This is a genomic window from Vibrio sp. 10N.222.55.C6, from assembly GCF_041473395.1.
GTDB lineage: Bacteria > Pseudomonadota > Gammaproteobacteria > Enterobacterales > Vibrionaceae > Vibrio > Vibrio crassostreae_C.
In genome coordinates this window covers 1-7,776 of sequence record NZ_JBFRSD010000057.1, presented here as the reverse complement: position 1 = coordinate 7,776, position 7,776 = coordinate 1, and the positions used below count along the sequence as shown (strand labels likewise).

General features: G+C 41.8%; 7 protein-coding genes and 1 pseudogene. 2 read left to right on the top strand and 6 right to left on the bottom strand.

The window, feature by feature from the left end:
• Nucleotides 1-583: 583 nt before the first annotated feature.
• From AB4486_RS22440 to AB4486_RS22415, 6 genes and pseudogenes are all read right to left on the bottom strand, one after another.
• Complete coding sequence (locus AB4486_RS22440) at nucleotides 584-706, bottom strand: transposase (protein ID WP_198592117.1); 123 nt, start codon at nucleotides 704-706, stop codon at nucleotides 584-586.
• Nucleotides 652-1,173 carry an RNA-guided endonuclease TnpB family protein gene (locus tag AB4486_RS22435; protein ID WP_261378918.1) on the bottom strand — a complete coding sequence of 174 codons (522 nt, stop codon included), beginning with the start codon at nucleotides 1,171-1,173 and terminating at the stop codon, nucleotides 652-654. Before AB4486_RS22435 ends, AB4486_RS22440 begins: the two co-directional genes overlap by 55 nt.
• Nucleotides 1,174-1,258: 85 nt before the next feature.
• Nucleotides 1,259-1,408 (bottom strand): hypothetical protein, encoded by a 150-nt coding sequence (locus AB4486_RS22430; protein ID WP_372118661.1) that lies wholly within the window; start codon nucleotides 1,406-1,408, stop codon nucleotides 1,259-1,261.
• Nucleotides 1,409-1,685: 277 nt separating this feature from the next.
• Nucleotides 1,686-1,931, bottom strand: coding sequence for a hypothetical protein (locus AB4486_RS22425; RefSeq protein WP_017100372.1), 246 nt, complete (start codon nucleotides 1,929-1,931; stop codon nucleotides 1,686-1,688).
• Between the two features lie 8 nt (nucleotides 1,932-1,939).
• Nucleotides 1,940-2,449, bottom strand: coding sequence for a hypothetical protein (locus tag AB4486_RS22420; protein WP_102258285.1), 510 nt, complete (start codon nucleotides 2,447-2,449; stop codon nucleotides 1,940-1,942).
• A gap of 1,578 nt (nucleotides 2,450-4,027) precedes the next feature.
• Nucleotides 4,028-4,511: pseudogene (locus AB4486_RS22415) on the bottom strand (integrase core domain-containing protein); the annotation flags it as partial.
• 1,372 nt (nucleotides 4,512-5,883) lie between these two features.
• On the opposite strand from AB4486_RS22415, the gene AB4486_RS22410 reads away from it, so the two are divergent.
• On the top strand, nucleotides 5,884-6,711 hold the full coding sequence (locus tag AB4486_RS22410; RefSeq protein ID WP_016800044.1) for a CPBP family intramembrane glutamic endopeptidase: 828 nt from the start codon (nucleotides 5,884-5,886) through the stop codon (nucleotides 6,709-6,711).
• 321 nt (nucleotides 6,712-7,032) lie between these two features.
• The gene (locus tag AB4486_RS22405) at nucleotides 7,033-7,425 is read left to right on the top strand and encodes a Rid family detoxifying hydrolase (RefSeq protein WP_016800045.1); all 393 of its coding nucleotides are present in this window, start codon (nucleotides 7,033-7,035) and stop codon (nucleotides 7,423-7,425) included.
• Nucleotides 7,426-7,776: the final 351 nt, after the last annotated feature.

The following is a 7,776-nucleotide window of genomic DNA, read 5'->3' as shown; positions in this document are numbered from 1 at the left end:
TTTATAAATATAATCATGAATAAACCCTGTATTTCGCTTTCAAATAGTACTAACTTTAGCGTTTAAAATTGGCAGATAATTAATTAAAAATAAATAATAAAAACCCCCCCCCCATACAGTATTGATAGTGTTAACGTATTTTAACTAAAGAGAAAGAACTAAGCTGAGCTCAGCTGCAAGGAGATTATCAACAATGGTTTATCAATGGGCAGTATTTCGTCATCAGCATCCTATTTTCGGGGGAGGATGTGAACTATTTGTTGTCCTGCTCGCTTTTTTATCAATAGCCTTACCTCTAATATGTGAAGAAAGCTTATTAATACTAGGAATATCTTTAGGACTTGCCATCATCTGCTTTACTCTATTTTTACTTTTTGCCCAAAGTGACAAGATCCGAAGGTCTATGCCTAGCTAGAAAAATGCTATTAAGTCCTTAAAAAACTAGGAGCTCTTCCCTCGTTTGCTTGGGTTTTCAGCATATCTATCTAAGTGACTACTCACCGCCTATTGGGCGATGCTTCTTATTTCGTTAGCCATTGCTCGATAGTATCAAGACTTACGCAGCTTCCATAAGCAGAGACGATTATCCAACCGCCTTTAATTCTAGAAGGCCTTTATCACGGATATTAAGGGCGGCGTTTAAGTCACGATTTATGTCTGTAGTGCCGCCTGATGGACAATCCCACTTGCAAACCGATAAGGGCATTTCTTCCACTTTATGACCGCAACAACAGCACGTTTAGAGCTTGCATCCCACTGATTTAGTTTAACTAGATATTTGCCTTGCTCTTTTAGTTTGTACTCCAACTTAAAGACAAAACTATGCCATGAGGCGTCCGCTATGTGTTTCGCCAGTTTGCGGCTTTTCATCATGTTTGTTGATTTCAATGTCTCAATTATCACCGCTTGGTTTTCGTCAACGAGAGTTCGAGAAAGCTTATGTTGAAAATCAGCACGAGCGTTAGCCACTTTTTCGTGGCATTTGGCAACGAGCAATCTAGTTTTTGCTCGATTGGCACTGCCTTTTGCTTTTCTAGATAGCTGACGCTGCTTTCGTCTGAGATTCTTCTCAGCACGTTTTACAAATCTTGGGTTAGCTGTCTTTCTACCGTTCGATTCAATAGCAAAATGAAATAGACCTAGATCAATACCAGTTACCTTGCTTAACGTAATGCTCTTAACCTTGCCTACAATCTCACGGTGATTATTCGCCTCTACAGGCTTTATTTTCGGGAGTTTGATGCACCATCAAAGACTTTTACACCAACACAGTGATAGCTCGATTGCTTACCGTGTCTACGTTTGAATGTGGGTACTTGGCTTTCAACTTCGGATTAAAGAAGTTATCAAAGGCTTGGTGACGATTGAGTACAGATTGCTGCAAGACGGTTGAATCATCTTGCTTCAACCAGTGGTATTTACGCGATTTCTTGGCAACTGCAAGTAGTGGCTTGATGTCCTTTTTAGGATTCAGTAAGTTTTGAAAAAATCACCACTCCAAGACAAAGTTACTTGGTAGTTACAATACGCATAATCGCCTGGTGCTCACAAAGAGCAAAAGCGTTGCTCGTATAACAAACCCGAACCGATTGAATGCCGAAAACGACTGGAATATCGAAACAAAATTCAGACCTATTGATGGCCTTACCTTATGAGGGTTTGATGCCGTCGCGCATCAGCCGACCTTAATCGTTATACAGACAAGAGAGTAAACCTTTGGCCGACGCGCGATGCTCGGAGGTTGTTTCTGTCGTCTTTTCCGTTTTCTTCGCATAGGCGTCGTCTTCTCGCATTTGTTTAATGGTGGTAGCACAGTCACACACTCTGATACTCACCCCTCCCCCCGGTGCCTTTAGTATTAAGAAGTCGATTGAATTCACCCAAATCACGTGCCTGGATATGTCAGAGGAAACCGTAGAACGTATTTTCATGTGACCCTCTAAACGCCAAAACGCACATCAAAACAAAACCCTGAGCACTTAAACGTCCCCTCCTCCGTTTGCACGAATCGCAACGCTGGAAACACAGACCCGTAAGTGGTGTACAGAATAATGTGATCCGCTCGCTCGTGAAGAAACCATTCACCAAAGCCAGCGCCATTTAATTCAATGAAAAAGTCACGGATTTCATGGAAAGCAAAACGACGCGACACCAATTGCGGAAACTGCTGCTTGATAGCTTCAACGAACCCTTGGCCTTTTAACGACGCGATATCAGCCTGTTGCTCTGGCGACTGACGACGACTGAACATTTTTAAACGCTGGATTTTGGAAACCCAATCAGACTTTCTTTTCGCCTCATCACGACACTTTTTGACTTGATAGCGCAACTTCAAGACCGCCAAAGATCTAGAGACATCATTTTTTGGTGAGCTTTCGTGCCCAGCGGCGAAACGCTGGTCGCTGAACTTTGATTTAGAGAGAGTTAGGCTTGAGTGTCGTTGTACCATGAGGAGTTTCCTTTCTGTTTGAGTATCACTTTTATGGAGCCGCTTGGCTGTCCGGCAAACGTTCTTGGTTCTCAAGGACAAGGGCGCGAAGCGTTCATATACCCTTGTCATTGGGGTTCAGAACGATCACGGTTAACAGCCTGTGAGCCCATCAAATGATGTGAGTCGAAAGGGAAATAGGCACATAAGACAATAAGCCTTTACTCGAACTTAATTAAAGTCAGTGAAAGGAGTGAGGAAGCGCAAGCGTTCTGGCCACGCCTTCGAAATAGGACGTTCTTCATCTCAAAGCCAGCCTCAGACAATTCTAGAGGGGTGATGAGGCTACCTTTTGCTCCGGTAAAGTGATTAGCTAAACAAACGAGGTCTTCCACGATCACCTTGCTTGGTCCGTTGCCATTGTTGGATCACTTTTTCATCAATCCAAAATGTCAGCCGACCCACGATTGCAGGGGTTGGGGTGTAGATTTAACCACACTGTATTTACATTAATATCAAATTTCTCTTTTACAGGGGTCCTGTCACCCCCAAAATACAGGCTAAAAATAACAATAATCTAAACTTTCTTATCTTGCTATCGCTTCAATTAATGCCAACCCACCACCTAATCGCAAAATTTTTGATTTAAAAGACTAGTAAAATCAAAGAAATGTCATTCTCAATACTCGATTGGACTCACTTGTAAGGAAAACATAATTGATAGTTAATTTATTAGTATTCGGTCTGCATTAAGAGTTAGGTGGAGCCTCGTTTAACTGATTTTAATCAAAGGTAGTAATATATGTACACAAGGACAAGAATACTGTTCTATTTGAGTTGTTTTTTTCTCTCCTTTAATGCTAGAGCGATCGATTTATCAAATAGTTACGTGACATTTTATGAGGGACCACAATTGAGTGATCAAGCATTTCTCTACCCTATACTTAGAGAGAAAGATACTCGGGAGCTCACCTATCTTGATGACCTCATTTTAGATTCTCTGAGAGGTGGGAAGTTGGGTTATCAATATTTTGATTCCGGTGGAACGAGCGCAACTTGTCAGGGGTCCAGAGGTGGTTTCATACCAATAGGCAAGAAAACCACCGTAAGAAATCTTAGAGTCCCGTCTTGCTACAACAGCTTAATCATGCGTACGCGCTTATGTCTTTATGACAAGGACAACAAGTATATTGGAGGAAATTGTACAGACTCTTACTATGGCCATACTTTTAATCCTTTAACAGAGAAGCCTAGTGACTATAGGTACAAGAAAAATGGGACGTTTGAGGGATGTGAGTTGAACCCGGTAAAAGTAAAGCTAAGTGACATCTATGAGGATTCGGCTTTAGCCCCTGAGGCAATACATACGTACTTTCCTATTGGAACTTGTCGCGCGGTGCATTTAGAAAGTCCTGACTATAAAAGTTTTACCTCGATTCTCTCTCAGATGCATCCTAAAATATATAAGCGCTTAGGACCTAAGTGCACAGTTCTAGAAACTGAACCAGTGTCTCTAGCCCATACTAATGGGACAGTTATTCATCCTAGTATCAAACCTACAAAAGTAGGTTGCTTATAATTTTTTGCTATGTGTAGTGGTCAACTGAAATTGGCCACGGTTTTAGAGGGTACCCAAGACAATCTCTCTGATTCATTAGGTGTGAGGCCACCATTATAGTGATGTGGCCTCAATTGGCTGTAATAGCCAATGATGTATTGGATAATTTATTGTTGAGCCTCAGAAAAGCTACGATAACCTACTGTTGGGATCCACTCCGTCTTTAAGCTTCTAAAGAAACGTTCCATTGGAGCATTCTCCCAGCAATTTCCTCGTCGAGATAAACTTTGTTTTATCTGAAAACGCCACAGTAACTGACGATATTTTCTACTCATCTAGTGACTATCTTGCTCGCTGTGGAATGTAGCCCCTTTAGGCTTTCCTATACTGATGTCTCGGTAATTGACAGCTAATCGAACCAAGCGTTTTCATTAGCTTTGTTGCTAGATAACGGCTCAGAGCTACGCCTTGATTTATCACCAGATCAGCAATAGTTCTCGCTCCCGAAGAGCCATTGCTTACCGCTGCGGTCCTCACCTCGCTTGCGGTCACCCCCTCATAAATTCCGTTGTGGAAGGTCATTAATGGCGACGGCAACATACAGCGATAACACTTCATACGATGTAAGCGATTCCTTGACGTGGACGTCGAATGAGCTGAGCACGGCAACGATGACACCTACTGGCTGGTTGTCAGGGGTTGCGGTTGGCAGCACGACAGTCACGACAGCTGAAGATGGAGGTATCACCACTCACACAATCGACGTGAATGTGTTCACATGTAGAGTTACTGGATCTTCATGTCTTGAGAGCTTCGATACTGGGAGTAGGAAGATGTTTATCAACTCACCATCAAAAATATTCCTAAATAGCCTCGGCGGAGAAAATATTGGTTTTACAAAAAAAAGGAGTTAAAAGGGTTATTTAATACATACGGTAATATGTTTATCGTGCGAGTCTAGGCGCTCAGGATAAATTACTGGTCAGGGACGAATCGAGGTCCTGGTTTGAGTGTAAGACTCAAAAATGGCAGCGAAGGAACCAGTATGCCAGCGCCCCCTGCGTCTCAGACCCTTCACGGTTGAACCCTCGCGCTTGTGATTCTAGCCCTAAACCACCGACTAAAGTAGGGGGTTCTTTGTATAGTTTTGATGTCTTCCCAACCTCGCCCCTTTTTTCATCCCAGTCTTCATAGCAACTAGAATCAATAGCTCTAGGGTGACCACGTTCCAAGAAAGCGGCGCAATCTCGCGTCATAAGCACCGCCTCCAGCTCCCCGTATTTGTTTGAGTAAGATCGGGAGCACTTATCTCTACGCACGTTTTTGTCTTGCATGAGACCTCGACTTGCTTTGCTCTGAGGCTGATACAAGTATAATCCGGACAAATGAGCCAACCTAAATGTTCAGGCGTCCTAAGTGAGAATTTCGGAGTTTTTCCTGGCGTTTTGCTTTTAGTTAGCGAACCCACGTAGACTTACCCACATCCATGAATTGGGCTGCTTCAATGACCGATTCAAAAAATTAAATTTTTATTTAATTACCTATAATTAAATAATTAAACCATAGAAAAAACTCTAACATTCCATTCAATTTATTTGGGAAGATAACTCCTTTAAAACCTAAAACATTGGTTTCGCTCTCCAGTTAAATAGAGGGGGGAATTTAACTATGAAATTATTAATTACTCTTCATAAGGTTGGAAAATTTTGGGGGGTAACCCTAGGCCGTGGGATTAAAAGCTAGCTCCCAGATTCGCTTGATAGAGTGCACCTCTCTTGCAAAGGGCTCGTTATAGTGAGCCTTACCAGCGCAGCACGTTCGCGAAGTGAGCTTAAACGACCAACATGATAAAAGCGGCAAAAACTGCCTTATGGTTATTAATTTTTTGGAGTTTACGATGCGGTTAATGATTTCAGCTGTGGTGGTGGTTTACATAGGCTATTTCTTTCCAAGTTATGTCCTGCTTGATTACTACCTGAGCATTACCCGAGAGTGGGCATTAAATCCGACTTTGGATCGAGCACTCTACTCTGCTTTCGCCTACTATTTTCTACCTGTTATCGCTTTTTTCGTGCTATTTGTTAGTGCTCGGCGAGATAAGCATTGGAAGCAGTACTTAACCTCTTGGCCCAGAAACGTATGTACATGGGGTGAAGGCGCGTTGATATTGATTGGGGTGATTTCATTAAATTCCGTATCAAATTATCTTCAATATATTATTTTTGATTGGTTTTCCCCGGGATCTTGGCAGGCCCAATCCTACAATTTTACCCCTTTATTTTCGGCCTCTGATGGAGTAATTGATTGGTCGAGTGTGTTGCGAAGCGCTCTAGACGGTGTGCTCATTTCTCCCGTGATAGAGGAGCTCCTGTTTCGTTATTTGTTGTTTGTTATTTTCAGGTCCATTTTTGGGGTTACTAACGCCGCATTACTCTCAAGCTTAATATTTGCTTCAATACACCAGTGGGCGCTGGACGCATTTATGTCTGGGGCGTTTCTATGTTGGGTCTTTGAGCGATATCGCCGCCTAGGAGTAGTCATTGTCATTCATGCTTGCCATAACCTGTTTATTTTACTTTATGATCTTGTCTATTATTTAAGCACTCAGCTTCACTTTAACCCTTGGGAGGCGGTTGATATTAGTATTATTGCGTTGCAAGTGGGGTATCTAGTGATTTTTTCACTATTTATTGATTATCAGCGTAGAGGGTTTAAGGAGAGGTAAGGTTTATACGGGGCGGTCTACTTTACGCCTTTATTTTAAATTCACTTGGTTGAGTTTTAGCGTGCTTTGGTTGTCAGCCACTTTTCTCCTCCATCATAAAAGTGAAATGAACGCTACGCGATTTTCACAATGAAAACAGTGCTGCCAAGAGGGAGTAAGGAAAGGATATTTAAAAGTTAGTGAGTGGTCTAAGCAAGCAATTGTCTTGCCTAGCTTCTCCGTTCCCTTCAAATCTCATTTTTAATTATAGTTAAATAATAAGTGTTTTTTTACCCAATCCTATAGCTTTGTTGATTCATCAAAAACCTATGGTTAAATAATATGCGAAAAATAATTGAAACTCAGTCAGCCCCTAAAGCTATTGGCCCATACTCTCAAGGGGTGATTTCTGGAGGGCTAATTTTCACTTCCGGACAGCTACCGCTTCACTCACAATCAGGCTTGATGGTTAAATCCTGCCTTGAAAAACAAACGACTCAATGCCTAGAGAACATGAGAGCCATTTTGCTACATGCGAATACTGATGTGTCAGACGTAGTGAAAACAACCGTTTATCTTACCGATATGGTGAGCTTTTCAATTGTGAATGAAATTTATAATGATTTTTTCATTAAACATGGTGCCAATTATTTTCCCGCAAGAACCTGTATCGAAGTGTCAAAACTCCCTCTCAATGCCATGATTGAGATAGAGGCCGTTGCTGTCGCACCTTAGCCGTTAACGTTTCGTAATTTTTTAGCTCCAGGGTGCCTATGTCGTAATTGTCATCAACAGCGCGAAAAATCCGAATGAGAGCATATTTGGTACGCTTAACTACTGAGCAAATTGATTCCTTAAAATCAAACTTAGATAGTACCTTCTATTGGTTTCAAGAAGGTACTGTGCTCAACTTCCTTGCGATAGCAAAATTAAAGAGCATGTTGTAGAACTACTAAAACATCGAAAACCCTATCTGGCAGGGTAGATGTCACTGTTAAAATTTAACCAGTTTGGGCGATAAAGAGTAATTGTGTCTCGTATCTCAGTAGAAAGAAAAGAAGCTATATTGAAGAAGCTATTACCTCC

What these genes read in the sequence shown, in the direction of transcription:
- AB4486_RS22440 (WP_198592117.1), bottom strand. Translation starts at nt 706, where the DNA reads ATGCCCTTATCGGTTTGCAAGTGGGATTGTCCATCAGGCGGCACTACA.
- AB4486_RS22425 (WP_017100372.1), bottom strand. Translation starts at nt 1,931, where the DNA reads ATGAAAATACGTTCTACGGTTTCCTCTGACATATCCAGGCACGTGATT.
- AB4486_RS22420 (WP_102258285.1), bottom strand. Translation starts at nt 2,449, where the DNA reads ATGGTACAACGACACTCAAGCCTAACTCTCTCTAAATCAAAGTTCAGC.
- AB4486_RS22410 (WP_016800044.1), top strand. Translation starts at nt 5,884, where the DNA reads ATGCGGTTAATGATTTCAGCTGTGGTGGTGGTTTACATAGGCTATTTC.
- AB4486_RS22405 (WP_016800045.1), top strand. Translation starts at nt 7,033, where the DNA reads ATGCGAAAAATAATTGAAACTCAGTCAGCCCCTAAAGCTATTGGCCCA.